The sequence below is a fragment of the Fictibacillus phosphorivorans genome (genome assembly GCF_001619875.1).
Taxonomy (GTDB): Bacteria; Bacillota; Bacilli; order Bacillales; family Fictibacillaceae; genus Fictibacillus; species Fictibacillus phosphorivorans_B.
The window spans coordinates 1-17,071 of record NZ_LRFC01000011.1 but is presented as its reverse complement, the minus strand read 5'-3'; the positions used below and the strand labels follow the sequence as shown (position 1 = coordinate 17,071).

Annotated in this window: 20 protein-coding genes; 19 read left to right on the top strand and 1 reads right to left on the bottom strand. The window is 37.2% G+C overall.

Annotated elements, in window-relative coordinates:
• Positions 1-59 precede the first annotated feature (59 nt).
• The 19 genes from AWM68_RS07955 (at position 60) to AWM68_RS07870 (ending at position 16,814) form a co-directional block, all read left to right on the top strand.
• Positions 60-596, top strand: a complete 537-nt coding sequence (locus tag AWM68_RS07955) for a hypothetical protein (RefSeq protein ID WP_066239657.1) — start codon at positions 60-62, stop codon at positions 594-596.
• A 416-nt stretch (positions 597-1,012) separates the two neighbouring features.
• Complete coding sequence (cpaB, locus tag AWM68_RS07950; RefSeq protein WP_066239654.1) at positions 1,013-1,762, top strand: Flp pilus assembly protein CpaB; 750 nt, start codon at positions 1,013-1,015, stop codon at positions 1,760-1,762.
• Positions 1,763-1,798: 36 nt separating this feature from the next.
• Complete coding sequence (locus tag AWM68_RS07945) at positions 1,799-2,947, top strand: AAA family ATPase (RefSeq protein ID WP_066239650.1); 1,149 nt, start codon at positions 1,799-1,801, stop codon at positions 2,945-2,947.
• Positions 2,948-2,962: 15 nt separating this feature from the next.
• Entirely contained in the window at positions 2,963-4,336 is a 1,374-nt protein-coding gene (locus AWM68_RS07940) for a CpaF family protein (protein ID WP_066239648.1), read from the top strand.
• A complete protein-coding gene (locus AWM68_RS07935) occupies positions 4,314-5,240 on the top strand; it encodes a type II secretion system F family protein (RefSeq protein WP_066239645.1) in 927 nt (308 codons plus the stop codon). The genes AWM68_RS07940 and AWM68_RS07935 overlap by 23 nt, the downstream gene beginning before the upstream one ends.
• A 4-nt stretch (positions 5,241-5,244) precedes the next feature.
• Positions 5,245-6,177 (top strand): type II secretion system F family protein, encoded by a 933-nt coding sequence (locus AWM68_RS07930; RefSeq protein ID WP_066239643.1) that lies wholly within the window; start codon positions 5,245-5,247, stop codon positions 6,175-6,177.
• A gap of 86 nt (positions 6,178-6,263) precedes the next feature.
• Positions 6,264-6,455, top strand: coding sequence for a hypothetical protein (locus AWM68_RS07925; RefSeq protein WP_066239640.1), 192 nt, complete (start codon positions 6,264-6,266; stop codon positions 6,453-6,455).
• 89 nt (positions 6,456-6,544) lie between these two features.
• On the top strand, positions 6,545-7,945 hold the full coding sequence (locus AWM68_RS07920; protein ID WP_082820626.1) for a vWA domain-containing protein: 1,401 nt from the start codon (positions 6,545-6,547) through the stop codon (positions 7,943-7,945).
• Between the two features lie 26 nt (positions 7,946-7,971).
• Entirely contained in the window at positions 7,972-9,159 is a 1,188-nt protein-coding gene (locus AWM68_RS21985) for a hypothetical protein (protein ID WP_066239636.1), read from the top strand.
• Between the two features lie 11 nt (positions 9,160-9,170).
• On the top strand, positions 9,171-9,989 hold the full coding sequence (locus AWM68_RS07910) for a hypothetical protein (protein WP_066239632.1): 819 nt from the start codon (positions 9,171-9,173) through the stop codon (positions 9,987-9,989).
• Positions 9,990-10,047: 58 nt separating this feature from the next.
• Positions 10,048-10,758 carry a hypothetical protein gene (locus tag AWM68_RS07905; RefSeq protein ID WP_066239629.1) on the top strand — a complete coding sequence of 237 codons (711 nt, stop codon included), beginning with the start codon at positions 10,048-10,050 and terminating at the stop codon, positions 10,756-10,758.
• A gap of 31 nt (positions 10,759-10,789) precedes the next feature.
• Positions 10,790-11,194 (top strand): TadE/TadG family type IV pilus assembly protein, encoded by a 405-nt coding sequence (locus AWM68_RS07900; protein ID WP_066239626.1) that lies wholly within the window; start codon positions 10,790-10,792, stop codon positions 11,192-11,194.
• Between the two features lie 35 nt (positions 11,195-11,229).
• Entirely contained in the window at positions 11,230-11,895 is a 666-nt protein-coding gene (locus AWM68_RS07895) for a hypothetical protein (RefSeq protein ID WP_197468145.1), read from the top strand.
• A 153-nt stretch (positions 11,896-12,048) separates the two neighbouring features.
• On the top strand, positions 12,049-13,722 hold the full coding sequence (locus AWM68_RS07890) for a transglutaminase domain-containing protein (protein WP_066239621.1): 1,674 nt from the start codon (positions 12,049-12,051) through the stop codon (positions 13,720-13,722).
• 22 nt (positions 13,723-13,744) lie between these two features.
• Positions 13,745-13,948, top strand: a complete 204-nt coding sequence (locus tag AWM68_RS07885; RefSeq protein WP_066239618.1) for a hypothetical protein — start codon at positions 13,745-13,747, stop codon at positions 13,946-13,948.
• A gap of 28 nt (positions 13,949-13,976) precedes the next feature.
• The gene (locus tag AWM68_RS21335; RefSeq protein WP_156488341.1) at positions 13,977-14,117 is read left to right on the top strand and encodes a hypothetical protein; all 141 of its coding nucleotides are present in this window, start codon (positions 13,977-13,979) and stop codon (positions 14,115-14,117) included.
• Positions 14,104-14,283 (top strand): hypothetical protein, encoded by a 180-nt coding sequence (locus tag AWM68_RS07880; RefSeq protein ID WP_066239616.1) that lies wholly within the window; start codon positions 14,104-14,106, stop codon positions 14,281-14,283. Before AWM68_RS21335 ends, AWM68_RS07880 begins: the two co-directional genes overlap by 14 nt.
• 11 nt (positions 14,284-14,294) lie before the next feature.
• Positions 14,295-15,281 carry a hypothetical protein gene (locus tag AWM68_RS07875; RefSeq protein WP_066239614.1) on the top strand — a complete coding sequence of 329 codons (987 nt, stop codon included), beginning with the start codon at positions 14,295-14,297 and terminating at the stop codon, positions 15,279-15,281.
• Positions 15,282-15,380: 99 nt separating this feature from the next.
• Positions 15,381-16,814: a nicotinate phosphoribosyltransferase gene (locus AWM68_RS07870; protein ID WP_066239611.1), complete on the top strand. Its 1,434-nt coding sequence runs from the start codon at positions 15,381-15,383 to the stop codon at positions 16,812-16,814.
• Here AWM68_RS07870 and AWM68_RS21880 read toward each other — a convergent pair.
• A partial coding sequence (locus tag AWM68_RS21880) for a hypothetical protein (protein ID WP_231868396.1) occupies positions 16,809-17,071 on the bottom strand: 263 nt, incomplete at its 5' end. The two genes, AWM68_RS07870 and AWM68_RS21880, sit on opposite strands and share 6 nt — an antisense overlap.

The window sequence follows — 17,071 nt, the reverse complement described above, 5'->3', positions numbered from 1 at the left end:
ACTTCATTTGGGTTTGAGCGTAAAAGAGGTACAGTGAAAAGAAGAGAGGAACAAAACAGATGGGGACTGAACTAACAGGTGTGTTTTGGTTTAACGTAGGTGCATTTGCATTTGGACTTATACTAGCTATTACCTCCTTCAATTATTATAAAAAATTAGGCAGAACTCGAACAGGTGTTTACTGGGCAATTGGTTGTATTGCATCATGTTTACTAGTAATGAATGGAGTTATTAAATTTGTTGATATGATGGATGAACATATGAAAAAAGAAGCCTTTGCCTTACTTGAAGAAACATATGAAGATCGCGGTGATCCAAATAATGAGTCTTTTAAGAATTTAGAGCTTGTTGTAAATCCAGAAAAAATTAAGAGATTTACGGCATACGATATATATGCAGCTAATTTCAATAAACAGTATACCTATAAAGGAAAAGTTGAAATTACCATTAAGAATAAAAAGGGCAAGAAGGTTTTTACTCATGTGACGGAAGCCATTACAATAAAACCTGGTGAAAAAAAAGTAATCAAAAATGTCAATTATGATACGTGGCACCCCGGATATTCATGGAAATGGTTAGGAGAATTAAAAAAATAAAGCAGAAAAACCATCTAAACAAGTGTTTAAATGGTTTTTTCTTATTTAATCCTTTTTTCCTAGTAAGAAAATAACGGTTCAAAAGCACCAAAACCCTTGGTATACAGCTTTTTAGGTTTTGGATTGGAAGAAATGTGGAATTTAAAATTTAGCATTAATGGTTATTTATGTATATAACGCATGATTATATTCCTAGTATAGTTATTTAGTAGGGTTGTCGAAAAAGGTCGAAGTATGAAAGCGGGTAGTAAGAAGGTTGTGGATAAGTCCCTAAAACCTTTATGAGCCAAGGATTTAGAGGGGTTGACGCTGTTGGAAAATCTGTGATAGTTTTGGCATAGAAAATTGGCGTGTTCTATATTTTAACGGAAAATTTTACCGAAATAGCAATTTTGAGAGAGAGGTCAAACACACTAATGCTGGAGTCTAAAAGAAAAGCCATTATTTTTATTACGTTATCTGTATTACTAGCAATTCTTGCAGGAGTTATGTTTCTTCAAAAAGTTAAAGCCTTGAATAATCAGCTAGGAGATACAACACCTGTTTATGTAGCCAAAACTGAAATACCTTCTCGTGAATTAATTAAACCAAGCCAAGTTAAAACGATCGAGATCCCTAATAAATACATAACAAACAAACATATCATCGACAAAAATAAGTTAGCAAATAGGGTTTCTATCATTCCTCTATCACCAGATGATGTTATTACAACAAACATGCTAAAGGAAGCATCAACAGTACGAGATCAAAACAATAGACTCGTCACAGTAATGTCCTCAGAAAAAGTAAGCTTTGACCAACTGCTTGAAGCATCGGATCGTGTAGATATTATTATCTCGCATAAATTTGATGATAAACCAAAGACGGAATTGTTTATGAGTGATGTCCTTGTATCTAGTGTTGGAACTAAAAATGGGAATTTTAAAGGAGTTGCATTAGAAGTATCAGCAGAAGATGCACCTAAGCTGATACACATGCAAAATTATGCAGATAGTGTACGTATACTTAAAGCGAATGTTGGAAGATCTGAATCAAATAATGAACAAAAAAAATCAGAAGAATCCAAGACAGAGACACCAGCACCTAAAGCTCCAGAGAAAACACCACCTGCAGAACCTAAGCCAGCAGCAAAACCAGCTCCTGCACCAGCACCAAAAAAAGAGTAGCTTCATTCATCAGAAAAGTATCTGGAGGTTCAATAAATGAATATGCGTCAAAAAATTGTAGTCATTAGTGAAGATACACTGCTAAAAGAGAATATTAGTAATTCTTTGCTTGAATATGAACAAGTAGAACATGTATTGCCATTTCAAATGGCTAAAGAAATAGATCGACAAGCACCAGACATAGCTATTGTGGCCAAGCTGTCACTGGAACAAAGTGTTGAGATGGTACAAAGCATCCACTCTATTAATCCTTCCATACAGATCATATTTGTTTCGGATGTACCTGACTTTGAATTATTACGTGAAGTTATAAGAGTAGGAGCGGTTGATTTCTTTGTCCTTCCAGAGGAACAAACACTTTTGCATGATTCTTTAGCTAAAGTGTGCAAACTCATCGAACAAAACAAAAAACAAGAAGGTAACGCACAAAGCTTTAAAAAAGGCAAAGGGACGATTATTTCTTTCTATAGTGGGAAAGGCGGAAGCGGGAAGACTCTTCTTTCCACATCTTTTGCCCAAACGTTAAAACTAGATTCAACAGCACAAGTTTTATTTATCGATTTAAATCTTCAATATGGTGGAGCAGAAGCTTTTCTAGGACTGGACGAGAGCAGATCTATCGTTGATTTGAAGCCAGTTATTGAAGAATTAAACGAGGGGCATATAAAGAACGTTTCTCAAAAAGAAAAATATTCTTCGTTAGAGGTTTTGTTGAGTCCTTGTGATGCAGAGGCAGCTGAAATGGTAGACACAGAATTTATATCAAAGCTATTAAGGACGTGTAGACGAGCTTATGACTATGTAATTGTAGATCTTCCGGCATACATGAATGAAGTGAATGTTACAGCATTAGAGGAATCAGATTTAATTTATTACGTCATGAACTTAGATACCCCTTCATTAAGAGTTTACAAAAATACAGAAGAACTCTTCAGTAGACTAAGTATCAATACAGAAAACCGTCTATTCTTTGTTTTTAATCAAGTGGGTAAAGAAAACGAACTTACGATAAAAGACTTTAAGAACTTATTAACAAAACCGGTTGTTGCAGAAATAAACCGAGATCTAAAAGGGATTCAAACAGCAATCAATAATAGCACGCCGTTAAGAAAAGAACCGAATGAAAAGAAGATTTCTATTGCTGCCAAAGGAATAAAAAAATGGGTTGCTTCGACTTTGAAGTAGAAAGGAGAGAAGGATATGTCGCTCTTTAATAGGAAAATTCCAGAACCATTAAACGACAGTTCTAATCAAGAGCAAAGTTTTTCTTCTTATAATAACCCTTTTATTGATGAATTAGTGGAACATTATAAAACCCGGTTGTTGAATGAGTCAAATCTAGATCAGATTACTAATTTGTCTAGAGCAGAAATGAGACTAGCCATTGAACGAGTCGTCACACAATTTATGCAAGAAGAAAAAGTCGTTATTCCGAGAAGTGATAAAGAGAAATTATTGACGAAGCTGATTGATGAATCAGTAGGGTTCGGACCGTTAGAAGCTTTACTTAACGACACTGACATCACTGAAATTCTCATTAACGGCCATGACGAAGTATACATCGAGAAAAGGGGCAGACTCGAACTTACAAATATGAAGTTTAGAGACGAAGCGCATGTGCGCCATATCATTGATCGGGTCGTTGCTCCTTTAGGACGAAGGATAGATGAAAGCTCTCCTATGGTAGATGCCAGGTTACACGATGGCAGCCGTGTGAATGCAGTCATTCCTCCAGTTAGTTTAAAAGGTACTTTAGTTTCCATTCGTAAATTTAGAAAAGATCCATTAACGATGGAAGAGCTGATCAAGCTTGAATCGTTAAACGAAGAGATGAGTTCCTTTTTGCAAGCCATTGTTACAGCAAAGATGAATATAATCATCTCTGGAGGAACAGGTAGTGGTAAGACGACACTCTTAAACGGAGTAGCTCGTTCCATTCCATTTAACGAACGGGTTATTACGATAGAAGATTCTGCCGAATTAAGGCTAAACCGGCCAAACGTAGTTGGAATGGAAGCGAGACCCGCTAACGTTGAGGGATCAGGTGAGATTACGATCAGACAACTCGTTAAAAACTCGTTGAGGATGCGTCCTGACCGAATTATAGTCGGTGAGGTTCGCGGACCTGAAGCTTTTGATATGTTGCAAGCGATGAATACCGGTCACGAAGGTTCGTTAACGACAGTCCATGCTAACTCACCTCGAGATGCGTTAGGGCGTGTTGAAGGGATGGTCATCATGTCAGGGATGGACTTGCCCACAAGCGTAATTCGAGAATACATCGTAGGAGCCATCGATTTTATCGTTCAAGGTGAAAGGCTGACAGATGGTAAAAGAAAGATTGTTTCGATATCTGAGCTAATTACTGATTCTCAAGGTAAGGTCCAGATACAAGAAATCTTTACGTATAAAAAAACGGGAATGGGAAGCTCGGGTGAAGTTAGAGGCTACTTTACCCCTACCGGAATTGTTCCTAAATGCCTTGAAAGGCTAAAGATTTTTGGATTGGATATTGATGAAGAGATGTTCAAGCCAGTAGGAGGTCAGCTCCATGACTATAGCCGCTCTATTTAGTTTAGCCATTCTTTTTTTAATTTTTGGGATATATAGCTTCTTAGGCTATAGAGCACAAAAGAAAGAATGGAAGAGAAGAACAGAAACTTGGTATGGTGCTGGAAATAAAAGAAAAAGTTACCTAGTCGTTCTAGGAGATCGATTTGATCAATCACCATATGCAGCCAAAATGTATGAAAAGCTTCAGCAAGCCAATGTTCCACTCACGCCATCTGAATTTTACTCCATGCTTATAGTTGGTGGAATGGCCGTAACTGTCCTTTCAAGCACTATGTTTAATATACACATGCCAATCAATCTATTCATTGCCATTGCGCTGGTTGTAGTTACTTACTACACATTATTCGCGATTCGAAAAAACAAGTATCAACAACGTTTTGATTCCCAATTAGCAGAAGTGTGCCGCTTACTTGGAAATGCTGCAAGAGCAGGTATGACCATAACGCAAGGTGTAGAGCTGGTTTCAAGAGAAGTGGCTAATCCTGCAGGTGGAGAATTTAAGAGACTTGCTAATGAAATTAGACTTGGTGTGGATTTTGATAAAGCGATGGTAAATTTTCAAAAAAGAATTCCATCGCGTGATTTTAAGCTATTCATTGCAACCCTTCTTATTCAAAAAAGAGCGGGAGGTAACCTGCACTCTATTTTAGATGGAATGGCACAAACCTTAGAAGATCGAAAAATATTAAACCAAACGATTCAAACCATGACAGCTGAACAAAGGTATATTTCATATATTTTACCAATGATACCCATATTCCTCATTTTGATCATGAATACTATTATGGACGATTTCTTGGCACCGTTATCTACCATACCAGGAATTATATTACTCGTTCTATTTATAGTCGGAACATTTTTGACGTTTTTCCTCGTTAGAAAAGTAACCAATATAAGGGTGTAATCAGATGGATGCCATTATTATTATCTCTGTTTTCTTATTATGGTTTTTATTAATCATAGGTTTGTATAATCTATATGTTTATCAAAAAAAGAAACAAGCTTTGATCGCTCACGTTAGGGAAGTAACAGACACGTATCAACTTAATGTGAGAAAAAGAGAAACAACCAATACGAAATTAATAAAAAGAGTACTAAAGTATGCGGACGATTTCTCTTCACTTGGTCAGCGGATTAACTTCTTTAGTGAACCACATGATGTAGAAGATTGGTTAAGAAAAGCAGCCTATCCTTATGATTTAACGGTAGAGAGGTTCCAAGGAACGAAGATGTTCTTTACTATTGTAGGATTTGGTGCAGGATTGTTAAGTATGCTTTTAGGTTTACCATTTTCACAATTTGGTGTAATAGTTCTTCCCTTAGCTGGATACTTCGGCGCCATTATGTGGCTGAAAAATAAAGCGAAGCGAAGACAAGAAGACCTCCGTTACGATCTGCCTGACTTTTTAGACACCGTCAGTGTAAGTTTAGAAGCAGGTATTGGACTTGACAAGACCCTTAATGAAGTCGTTAAGTATTTCCAAGGTCCAATAAATGAGGAATTCTCTAGGTTTAACCAAGAAATTAGCCTTGGTGTCCCAAGAGAAGATGCTTATCGTGAACTTCTGAGACGCAACGATAATCCTGAATTTCAAATGCTCATTAAATCGTTAATACAAGGTCAGAAGCTTGGAGTACCAATTGCTACAACATTTAAGTCACAAGCACTTGATATGAGAGTGATCAGAAGAGAATTAGCAAAGGAAAAGGCTGCTAAGGCCTCACCTAAAGTTACATTGATTACAACGTTTATTGTTGCACCAACCGCAATTATAATGATTGCTGGTTTGATGATACTAAACATGTTTTTTGGAGATGATAGTCTATTTAACTTTCTTTAATCTTAACGGAGGTGAATGAGTTACCAAACGGTCTATCCAATGAACATGTTCTAAACTAAAACTTACATTCTTAGGAGGATACAAAAATGATGAACTTATATGCTAAATTAATGAACCAACTATCTAATGAAAAAGGATCACAATCGCTTGAGTGGTTAGGGATTGCAGCTGTTATCGTAATTATCGTAGGTATGATTTCACAAGTATTTGGTGGAGATACTGCTTTTGGTGAGGCTATTAAAACAAAGTTAGTTGAAATGGTTAAAGATATCGGATAATTCCTAGTAAAAAGTTTACTCAATGCTATATAACCTGCAGATTTTTCTGCAGGTTATAAGCATACATACAATTCAGAGGAGTGAGGGCGTTGAGTAATAAATTTATAAAACTATCATTTACTTTTGCATTCGTCTTATCTGTTTTATTTGGATGCTCTAATGACGATACGAAAAGTAACGCCGAATCGGAAAAAACCAATAATCAAAGCAACGAATCAAATAAAAAAGATAGTCAAAATAAAGAAGACAAACAAAATACATCTGCTAATCAAGAAGATATTAAGATTAATAAGGAAGTAAAACCTCTCCCAACCTCAACAAACGAGATCTTTACATACCCGAATGGGAGTCTAGCTGGAACATCTGTTTTTGGTTCAAAAGAAGCAGAAGAACAGCTGTTTAAAACGATGCCAAAACTACCTGAAGATGCAGATGAAGAAACACTTGAATTGTATTTTAATAATATTGTGGCTATGTATTGGAGCGGCTTCACTAATCCATCAACACTGGTAGATAAATGGAAATTATATTCTCTAGGCTCACCTGATATGGAAGATCCGCGATATCAATTCAAAGAAAATTATAATGTCGAGATCGTACTGGATGCTAGTGGAAGTATGGCTAAAAAAGTTGATGGAAAAACTCAAATGGATCTGGCGAAAGTCGCCATTGATAATTTTGTTGGGGCGCTGCCTGATAATGCAAAAGTCGGTTTAAGAGTATACGGTCATAAAGGTACGGGCTCTGATGCAGACAAGCAGCTTTCATGTAACAGCTCAGAGTTAATCTATCAAGTTTCACCATATGATTCGTCTACGTTTAAACAGGCTTTAGACTCAGTACAGCCAAAGGGATGGACGCCTATTACATTAGCTTTAGAAACAGCTCAAAAGGATCTTGCTAAGTACCCTGCTGATAAAAGCAATAATATCGTGTTTTTAGTTAGTGATGGAATTGAAACATGTGACGGTGATCCTGTAGCGGCTGCAAAAAAATTAGTGGACTCCAATATCTCTCCTATTCTTAATGTCATTGGATTTAATGTAGATGCTGACGGTCAAAAGCAATTAAAAGATGTAGCAAAAGCTGCAAATGGAATCTACACAGATATCAGCGACCAAAAACAACTAACCGAAGAATTTAAACGTGTAGAAGAAATTGCGAAGAGATGGGAAGAGTGGAAAGCGAACTCTATGAGAAAAGCTGATGCTCTAAAAGTTGAAAGAAGTTTTGAAGCGCTTGGCTTCACGAATGAATGGTACAGCAAACAAATCAAATTAACCAACAATATTGGTGGATCTATCACAAAGCTATACAACAGCGATCGTATCTTCAAAGAACAAAGAGAAGCACTAGAAGCAAAAGAAGATGAATTTGAGTTGTTTTTAGAAGAGTCTGGAAAAGAAGTGGAAGACTATTTGAACTCTATGAATGACAAATCTTTTGAAACAATGAAAAAAGAAATAGATGAAAAATATCAAGTTAAATAAGGGTGTTTTAGAGAGGAGATCAAGAGGTGAAAACAAGATTAAAACCCTTTCTAGCCGGTTTTGCTGTTTTTACACTATTAGTGATTCAGTTTACTCCTGTTGTAGCATTTGCGTCCATTAACCCTTGGGAGGGAAATCCGTGGGAAGGAAAGGAATTTGAGGGTAATCCATGGGAAGGAAACACGTGGGAAGGGAATACCTTTGAAAAGGATTCTTTTGAGAAGGACTCATTTAATAAAGAGCCTAACAATACAGATCCTAATGATCCTGCAAATCCTAACAATCCAAATAATCCTGGCGCAGTAGATCCGAATAACCCTAATAATCCTAGTACTGTTGATCCAAATAACCCTAATAATTCAGAGGGACCAGGAGATTCGAATAATACTGACCCAAGTAATCCATCGAATCCTGACCCTAATTCTCCAGATTCAAATTCAGGTGATCAGCCGGCTGGGAAAGAGAGTGGTAATTCAAAAGATCCGTGGGATGGAATAAAGTGGGCTGGCCAAATCTTCACCGATCAATTTGCATTTGCTAGTAAAATGTTGGAAGACCAAAACACAATGGAATGGAAACTTTCTCGTGGTGAACTAGCAGAAGACATGAGTATAAAAAATTTAAAGTATCTTGGTTTAGATACAGCATTATTGTTTGCGAAGAATCTATCCAAAGGAACGTTCTTAGAAACACCATTTGATATGGCCTATGATGGCCGAGATATTGCTAAAAATGTGAGTCCTGCTGCTCAGGCAATGAAAGATAGCTGGGCTGCAATTACTAAAACTCAAATCGTTAAAAACCTTACTGGTGGAACGGGTATGTTTACTCCGCCTGCCACTCAAGCGGCAGCTCCAGTACTAGGAATTGTCTCAAAATTAAACGTAGGTGTAGCAGCAGCGGGAACCATTATGGGAGGAATTGATACGTTTAAATCTTTCCAAAAAGGTGACACAGTCGATGGGTTTGGAAATTTAGGAAGTACATTGATGAATGCCGGTGTTGTTGCTGCTGCAATTCCAGGGGTCCAAGCCGCAGCTCCGTTCATTATCGCTGGTGGAGCCGTTCTTTACGGTGGAGCAATGGTTGTGAAGCATAGTAAAACAATTGCCAAAGCAGCTCAAAAAACCTATGAATTTGCTAAGAGCGGTGTTAAAGCTATTGGTGATGGAGTAAAGAGTATCGCTAAAGGATTAGGTTCACTCTTTGGCTAAGGAGATGAAATATGTCAATTGAAGCAAATTTTAAAAAACATAAACGTTTTTTAGAAACAATAGATACAGCAAAATATGATGTTATTTCGCATGATAAAGCCTATAAGGTATCGGTTTACAATAAACTTGGAAAACCAAAAGGATATCTAGTCTTACACTCTGATGGAAAAGAGTGTGGTAGGGAGGAAGCGATTGCTCCTTATCAATTATTTATTACGTTCAATTCTTTTTTGTCTGGAATCGTAAATCAAGGGCAAGTAGAAATGAATAAGCCAACAGGAGTATTTAAGGATACGATTGACTTACTTGAGCAAGTGAGGCCGAATATTCGCCACAATTCCGATAACGTGGAAAATGTTACTGCCAAGATTACGGAATTAGAACAAGCTTATAAAAAATATAAGGACCTTCACGATCAGGCACTAAAAATATATGAAGAAGTAGTAGCAGCTGGTCAACTAGATGACAAATCAGTAGAAAGAGTAACTTCTCTGATGGATGAGTTTACGTTGACCCAATACAAAAATTTACATTTGCAACTTAAATCTAAAGAAGATTTCATGGCAATTGCACAAGAATTAAGAGAAATAGATGGTAATGAGAGCGATCCTAAAATCATAGAAAAAGCCCTTGATGTTTTTGGTTATCTTACCAGCGAAAAATATATTACTGAAGTTCATGAAAATTTAAAGCAGTTTGAAAGCAACGAGCAAGGTGCTCAAGTAAGTTATTACGATCAACCAGAATGGGAAAAAAAGTTTATAGAAAGTACCAATCAAAGAAGCGAGAATCAGTTCCAAAAAGATGCGCTATCTATGTTAAGAAATTAAAAAGCTGGCAAGGGATTAGGATCTCTTGCCAGTGTAAATAACAGAAAAGGAGGTTCATATGAATTACGTCAAAAAAGGATTCAAAATCTATGTACAAAACATAGGTCCCCTATTACTTCTTTCTTTATCTATAGTTCTACCTGTGTTACTCCTGCACACCATCTATGTGAATTACATTTATGCCATTACAGTAGATTTTGCCTCTACCTATATTGGGGACTTTGTTAATGCGTTTCTTATCATCATGTTAGTTGTTGTCATTCAATTACCCTTTATTCAATATGTAAACTCCGATATTGAAGGTGAAGAGAATAGACTTAAAAAAGCCTATGTTGCTTTATTTAAATATGGTTTTTCTGTTTATGTATTTGGTCTAGTTTATTCCTTTTTGAGCATCTTGGGACTAGCGTTATTTATTATTCCGGGAGTATTACTTCTCGTCTTCTTTTTTCTAACACCTTATTTAACGGTCCTGCGTGATGAGTCAGCATGGAAAACGTTTAAATTGGCCTTCACATACGGAAAGAAAAATTTCCTATCCTTGTTTACTATCATTCTATTAACAAGTATGGGTGAATTTTTAATTAGTATTATTTCTCTATATGGAGTGGCCCTCATTACAGCTAACTACTTAGCTATTTTGTTTAGCCAACTTTTGTTGAATATGCTTTTACTCCCGTTGATTGTTTGTATGATTACACTTTATGCTAAAAACCTCGAGCAAGGTGTAGTGCCTGCTAGAACATTTAATAAATTCGCTGAAAATTAATAGAGAAAATAAATAAATGGAGTGAATTGTGATGTATCGTATTCCTAAAAAGTTAAAAAGTGAAAAGGGTTCAGCTGCCATTGAATTTTTAGGAATGGTACCACTTGTTTTGCTATTAATGGTTGCACTATGGCAGTTTTTTGCTGGGGCGTATGCGTTCATCGTTACACAGTCAGCAGCAAATGAAGCCGCTAAAGTTTATGCGATGACAGAGAATACAGCTGAGGCTACTAGTGCGGCGCGAGAGATTGTATCAGTAGCTGGTGATAGTATCCTTTTTAATGCTTCAAGAACTTCAATAAACACCTCATCTGAACGGCAGTTTTCAGCTAATGTCGGAGTTGATTTTGAACTCTCCTTCTTAAAAAAACTATTTAAAGGAAACACCCCTAAAATTCCTTTAGATGCTGAGGTAAGCAGCAGGGTGATCAAATGATAAGTAAAGTAAAATCGGAAAAGGGAAATATTAGTTTGCTAGTTATGGGATTGATGGGTGTAACCATGATCATGTTTCTGGTGGTGTTGAGTTTTTCTAAAGTGTTTGCCATTAAAGAGAAAGCCTCTACAGCATCAGAACAAGCCAGTTATGCAGCTACATCTGTTATTTATGAAGTGGTGATGGAATCTGTAGAAGAATACGATCGTTCTTTACCAGGAAAAGTAGATGAAGTGATTGATAAAACATTAAAAGAAAAGATTGAAGAAAAGAAAGAAGAACGATTAACGTTCAACCCTTTTCTTTCTGAGAACGAAGCTAAGATCGAGGCTATTAATGAAGTTATTAGTGATGAGTTGAAAAACGGTGGTGGACCAGGTCAAGGCTTGGGACTAGGTGTACGAAAAGAACTACTTAATAAAATTTTGTTAGACAAATTGACTAGCGATTCTACCAATCAAAGAATAAGATCTGCAGTAGCTGATATTATTATGAATAATGATGGACTTCTAGAAGGAACGACAATCGACTATTTAGATAAATATCAAATTAAAATCGAAACTTCTGCTCGTTATGAAGCATTAAAATATGATGAACTTATTCCTGAAGATAAGAGAAAACTGAAACAAAAAGCAAAAGGTCCAGAAATTGATTTTATTAAAGAGTTAAATGGATGGACTGATTATCGGATTGAATTTTAGAATAGGTGCCTTTTATGTCTAAAAAAGAGAAGAAATATACCCCGTATTAATTATTGGCCCATAGGAATTGCATAAGAGATGGAAATTTCCATCTCTTTCTTTTTTATATACAGGGAGTTTCTGTGTTCAATATACCCAAAGGAGAACCGCAAAATGAAAAAAAAAATAACCAGCATTTTTCTGATGCTCATGGTACTGGCACTGACCGCCTGCTCAACAGATCAAAACCCTGATGCTCAATCTGAACTACAAGAGAAAAAAGACAAATATACAACTCTTGCTCAGGAAGCAAACAAAGAGGAAGAGCTTGAGAAGTTAGAACTCCTCCCCTATGCAAAAGAAGTGGAAGCAACCTTATCTAGCCCGAAGTACAAAGAGTTTACAGCTAACTCAACGGTTCTCATTAAAGGTAAGGCGAAAAAGTACAGCGGCTTTAAGTCTGACCATGTATGGATTAAGGTGAGAAGTGATGTAGATGGACCAAGTGGTCGCGAATTTAGTTATTATGCTCCTATCAAAGAAGGTAAGTTTGAACAGAAGGTCCAGTTGTTTAATGGCAAAGGTAACTACTCGGTTAAGGTGAGTGTGCCTAGTGATACGGCTGAAGACTACTATTATGATATTGCATCATTTGATGTAGAGAACGTTAATCCTGAAATCAAGCGAGATGTTGCTTTTACGAAGAACGCTTATAAACATAACTTAGTGTTAAAAAATTCCATAAATGGGTATATGGAAAGAGATGGTTTCTTCGAGTTGGCAGGTGAAGTTGCGGATGCTAGTGTAGATCAGCTTATGGTGGAGCTTAAAAAAGAGAGTGATTCTACTAAAATTATGATCCCGGTTAAGGATGGGAAATTCACAAAGAAAATTCCTCTTTATTATGGAGAAGGAATTCATGAAGTTCAGATCATGACACCAAAAGAGGGAATGACAGATTTTTATTCAGAAGCGGCAAATTTATTTGTTAAAAATCTATCAAGTGATTCCTTCCAACCTATTACTTACTCTTCGGCATATAAAGAAAAAGGATTTAACTTGGAGACTCCTGAAGTCAGCGGAGAAAAGGCAGATCTAGCATATACAATCAAAGGAAGTATCGATCCTAATGGGAAAGATGCGAACAAAACGGATGTTGTTTTTGTACAAACCACAAAAGGTGACTTGAAGGCCATGTATGCCATTCCTGTTAGAAACAATGAGTTTGAAGGTGAGTTCTTCCTGCGATTTGGACCTGGTGAATATGAGGTTTCTGTTATGGCTCCTGATTTTACGTCTACAAATGGGTATATGCAGTATTTCGTTGGTGTTGCTGGATTTACAGTAGAGAACACAAATACACAAGATCAGCGATTTACGTTGCCTTCAAGAGGAATTCAATCCGATTCGCCTGAAATTAAAAATTTAGCAGATCAACTGACTAAAAATAAGAAGACTGAAAAAGAAAAGGCACTTGCTGTATACGATTATGTCGCAAAAAACGTGAGCTATGATGTGGATAAGTTAAATAATCGTTCATTCGAGTTCGATGACAGTGCATTAAAAACGCTGGATGAGAAGAAAGGAGTCTGTCAGGACTTTACTTATTTAGCGATAGCACTCTTGCGAGCAAGTGGCATGGAAGCGCAGATGGTAACAGGCTTTGCCGGGCAGAATCATGCGTGGGTAGAGGCGAAAGTGGATGGCCGCTGGCTGACAATGGACCCAACATGGGGATCGGGTTATCTGCAAAACAACAAGTTCGTACCAAAGTTCACGATGGAATACTTTGACCCAAAACCAGCAGATTTTCAGAAAACACATACGAAAAAAGAGATAGAATTTTAATAAGAAGAATGAGGTGCCAGTCATGTCAAAAAAAGAAAAACGATGGAGACGAGTCTATTTACTTCTTTACATCCTAATTTACGGAATGGTCGCACCTCTAAGTCTTATTCTCTTTTTTACAGGAGAAGAATCATTTCCGTTTTTTATTATTCCCGTCGTTTTAGCACTGCCAGCTATGAAACATAATCACATTCAAAAGATAAGAGAGAAAGAGATGGGTGCTTAAGCATCCATTGAGGTAGAGGAGAGGAAAAATGAATCGGTCTACAAGTTTTACGCTAACTTTTATCTTACTTGTTATTCTTCTATTAACAGCATGCTCTTCTGAACAAAAGGCTTCAAACTCTGAACCCAAAAAAGAAGAGCCAAAAAAAGAAACGGTTGAAAAAGTTTAAAGATGAAGAGATCACAAAGCTTGATGAACTGATCCGAGAGAGACATGAAAAGTTAATGGAATTTGCAAAAGAAAAACACGAAACCAAAAAGGATGCTCTTACAGCTGAAAGAGATCGTGTCGTTAAACTGATTCAAGATTATGCTGAGAAAGCTAGAACGGAATAGGAGCTGCTATTTTGAAAATGAAAAGTTTATTAGTAGTAATAACTGCACTCATACTGATTACGGGCTGTTCCAATAGCGAATCCGCTAGCTCGAATAATGAAGTCAAAAAAGCAACAACGAAGAGTAACGAAAAAGAACAAGTTAATGCCCAAGAAGCAAAAACGGATGCACCAAAGGATCAAGGTGATTATGAAGTTAGGTTTGAAGGAGAGGCAGATCGAAAAGGTAAGTTGATTACCATCAAGGGTCAAACAAATCTTTTGCCTGAGTCAAGACTAGTTATCTGGTTAGATAGCGTAGAGGGTACGATTATTGGCGGACGCGGTGATACACAGGTTAAAGAGGATGGCACTTTTGAAACCGAGCTGAAAATCCCAAAAAGCTCAGAAGGCTTACTAGAAGTAAATTTAAAGTTTGATCCAAACTCAGATAATCAACCGATTAAGGATCATTACGGAGAGAATGGTGAAAAGCTTAAAGGACCGTTTGTTAGATTAAATGAAGAATCAGAAATGCAGCGAAATATTACGCTTTTAACATTAGAAATCCCTCAGGATGAATCAAGTGCTTCTGTAAAAATAGAGAAGCCAAAGTGGGACAAACCTAATGATTACGGCTCTCCAAAAGTTCGTATTGACGAGCCAGATATTCAGAAAGATGATAAATACCTTTATATAGAAGGAAAAACAAACTTGTTAGAGGGAACTCGAATAAAAGGGAACTTAGATATACCAAACTACATTGTATCGGGACTCTCGGATGTAACCGAAATTAATCCAGACGGTTCATACAAATTAATTATTGAGAAACCAGCGAGCATGAATAAATTAAAAGATGTTAAAGACTATGAATTAATTCTTAGTGCCAGTCCAATAGATAGCCAATGGAAATCCAACTTAAAGATTTATGGTGTGAATGGTGAGAAATTTCAAGGTGATCATGTTGTGGACGTAAACGGAACAAAAGAGATTCAAAAGAGGATATCGATCTCAGAATAATCAGGTGTCCGGTAATCCTGTTGGTTGCCGGACCTTTTACTATGTTTAACAACCGCACAATTAGAGAAAAATGAAACAAGAGAAAGGCGGGATTCATTCATGAGCTATGAAGATTTAGCATTACATACCGATAAGTATCAGATTAATATGATGTACGCCCATTGGAAAAATGGAACGCATAATAATATTCGAGTATTTGAAGCCTTTTTCCGAAAGAATCCGTTTAAGAGCGGTTATGCGGTATTTGCTGGATTAGAGCGGATTATTCGTTATTTAGAGCACCTTCATTTTACGGAGGAAGACATCGACTACTTAAGAACCCAAGAAGAGCGGTATGAAGAAGGTTTTTTGGAGGAATTAAAAAACTTCAAATTTACGGGTGAGCTATTCTCTGTAAAAGAAGGAACAATTGTTTTTCCTAACGAGCCATTGATCCGTGTTAAATGTCGTGTGTTTGAAGCACATCTGTTGGAGACAGCCCTTCTAAATTTCATGAACTACCAGACGCTTATAGCGACGAAAGCTGCCAGGATTCGTCATGTAACCCCGAATGATCAGCTTATGGAGTTCGGGACACGTCGGGCTCAAGAAGCCGATGCAGCGATTTGGGGTGCGCGTGCCGCATACATTGCTGGTTTTGATGCGACTTCCAACATGCGTGCTGGAAAGCTATTCGGGATTCCTACGAAAGGAACACATGCACATGCGTGGGTCCAAGACCACGATACGGAAGAGGAAGCCTTCAAACGTTTCGCAGAGGCACTGCCTGATCAAAGCATTTTGCTAGTGGATACTTACAATACTTTAAAAAGCGGAGTGCCTAACGCCATAAAGGTTGGCTTAAAGATGAAGGAAGCAGGAAAATCGCTAAAAGGCATCCGGTTGGACAGCGGTGACCTAGCTTATCTTTCCATTCAGGCACGCAAAATGTTAGATAAAGCCGGCCTTACTGATGTAGTGATTGTCGCTAGCAACGATTTAGATGATGATGTGATCACTGACTTAAAAGCACAAGGTGCTAAAATTACATCATGGGGAATAGGAACACAGCTTATAACAGCAGCTGATCAGCCTGCCCTTGGCGGTGTTTATAAAGTGGTGGCGAAATTGGAAGATGGAGAGTACGTCCCAACGATTAAGATTTCGTCTAATGTAGAAAAAATTACGACCCCCGGCTATAAAAAGGTGTACCGCATTATAAACGCAAAAGGAAAAGCGGAAGCGGATTACATCGCAATGGATAATGAAGTGCTTCCTGAAAAGGATATTAAGCTTTTCGATCCGGTACACACTTATAAAAGCAAGGTTGTGTCTTCATTTACAGCCGAAGAACTGCTTCAGCCTGTTTATATGGAAGGAAAGCTTGTTTATGAGCTTCCAAAATTAGAAGAAATTCGCCGCTATCATCAGGAACAGCTTCAATTGTTCTGGCCACAGCATTTAAGAAGGTTGAATCCACAAGAGTATTTTGTCGACCTTTCTGTAGACGTGTGGAAGACGAAAAACGACCTTTTGGAGAAGTATTCTTTATAGGTTACGAGCCTCTTTTCGACATGAAAAGAGGTTTTTTAATAAAATCTTTAAAAAAGCGTTGACGGTAGGCCATATCGCTGATATAGTAATAAACGTTGTTGCTTTTCTTACATAACGTTCGACAAAAACAAACATAAACTTTTGAAAAAAGTTGTTGCTTCGCAAGAAGATATGTGGTAAGATAGTTTTTGTCGCTGCTTTAAGAGAGTGACGCGATAAAGAAAAAGTTCTTTGAAAACTGAACAAAAGAAATAGGT

What these genes read in the sequence shown, in the direction of transcription:
- AWM68_RS07955 (WP_066239657.1), top strand. Translation starts at nt 60, where the DNA reads ATGGGGACTGAACTAACAGGTGTGTTTTGGTTTAACGTAGGTGCATTT.
- cpaB (WP_066239654.1), top strand. Translation starts at nt 1,013, where the DNA reads ATGCTGGAGTCTAAAAGAAAAGCCATTATTTTTATTACGTTATCTGTA.
- AWM68_RS07945 (WP_066239650.1), top strand. Translation starts at nt 1,799, where the DNA reads ATGAATATGCGTCAAAAAATTGTAGTCATTAGTGAAGATACACTGCTA.
- AWM68_RS07940 (WP_066239648.1), top strand. Translation starts at nt 2,963, where the DNA reads ATGTCGCTCTTTAATAGGAAAATTCCAGAACCATTAAACGACAGTTCT.
- AWM68_RS07935 (WP_066239645.1), top strand. Translation starts at nt 4,314, where the DNA reads ATGACTATAGCCGCTCTATTTAGTTTAGCCATTCTTTTTTTAATTTTT.
- AWM68_RS07930 (WP_066239643.1), top strand. Translation starts at nt 5,245, where the DNA reads ATGGATGCCATTATTATTATCTCTGTTTTCTTATTATGGTTTTTATTA.
- AWM68_RS07925 (WP_066239640.1), top strand. Translation starts at nt 6,264, where the DNA reads ATGATGAACTTATATGCTAAATTAATGAACCAACTATCTAATGAAAAA.
- AWM68_RS07910 (WP_066239632.1), top strand. Translation starts at nt 9,171, where the DNA reads ATGTCAATTGAAGCAAATTTTAAAAAACATAAACGTTTTTTAGAAACA.
- AWM68_RS07905 (WP_066239629.1), top strand. Translation starts at nt 10,048, where the DNA reads ATGAATTACGTCAAAAAAGGATTCAAAATCTATGTACAAAACATAGGT.
- AWM68_RS07900 (WP_066239626.1), top strand. Translation starts at nt 10,790, where the DNA reads ATGTATCGTATTCCTAAAAAGTTAAAAAGTGAAAAGGGTTCAGCTGCC.
- AWM68_RS07890 (WP_066239621.1), top strand. Translation starts at nt 12,049, where the DNA reads ATGAAAAAAAAAATAACCAGCATTTTTCTGATGCTCATGGTACTGGCA.
- AWM68_RS07885 (WP_066239618.1), top strand. Translation starts at nt 13,745, where the DNA reads ATGTCAAAAAAAGAAAAACGATGGAGACGAGTCTATTTACTTCTTTAC.
- AWM68_RS21335 (WP_156488341.1), top strand. Translation starts at nt 13,977, where the DNA reads ATGAATCGGTCTACAAGTTTTACGCTAACTTTTATCTTACTTGTTATT.
- AWM68_RS07870 (WP_066239611.1), top strand. Translation starts at nt 15,381, where the DNA reads ATGAGCTATGAAGATTTAGCATTACATACCGATAAGTATCAGATTAAT.